The organism is Neisseria sp. HMSC078C12 (assembly GCF_001838065.1).
Lineage (GTDB): Bacteria > Pseudomonadota > Gammaproteobacteria > Burkholderiales > Neisseriaceae > Neisseria.
The window spans coordinates 1-290 of the sequence record NZ_KV835580.1; the positions used below are offsets into that span (position 1 = coordinate 1).

Genomic DNA, 290 nt, shown 5'->3' on the forward strand with positions numbered 1-290 from the left:
CTGACCTTCAACGGCGACAGCGGCAGCACCAATATCGAAAAACTCGGCTCCACCGTGACCGTTGCCGGCGACGACAACATCACCACCGAAGCCCAAGGCGACACAGTGACCGTCAAGCTGAACAAAGACCTGGTGGTAGACAGCGTCAAAGCCGGCGATACCACCGTTAACAACGACGGTGTGAAAGTAGGCGACGATGTCGCATTGACCCAAGACGGCGTTAAAGCAGGTGATGTCAAACTGACCAAAGACGGATTGAACAACGCCGGTAACAAGATTACCAACGTAGC

1 protein-coding gene is annotated in these 290 nt (G+C 54.5%); it reads left to right on the forward strand.

Features of this window, described 5'->3' with window-relative positions; all coding sequences use genetic code 11:
• On the forward strand, positions 1 to 290 hold a 290-nt coding region (locus tag HMPREF2596_RS11345; protein ID WP_210401051.1), incomplete at both ends, for a hypothetical protein.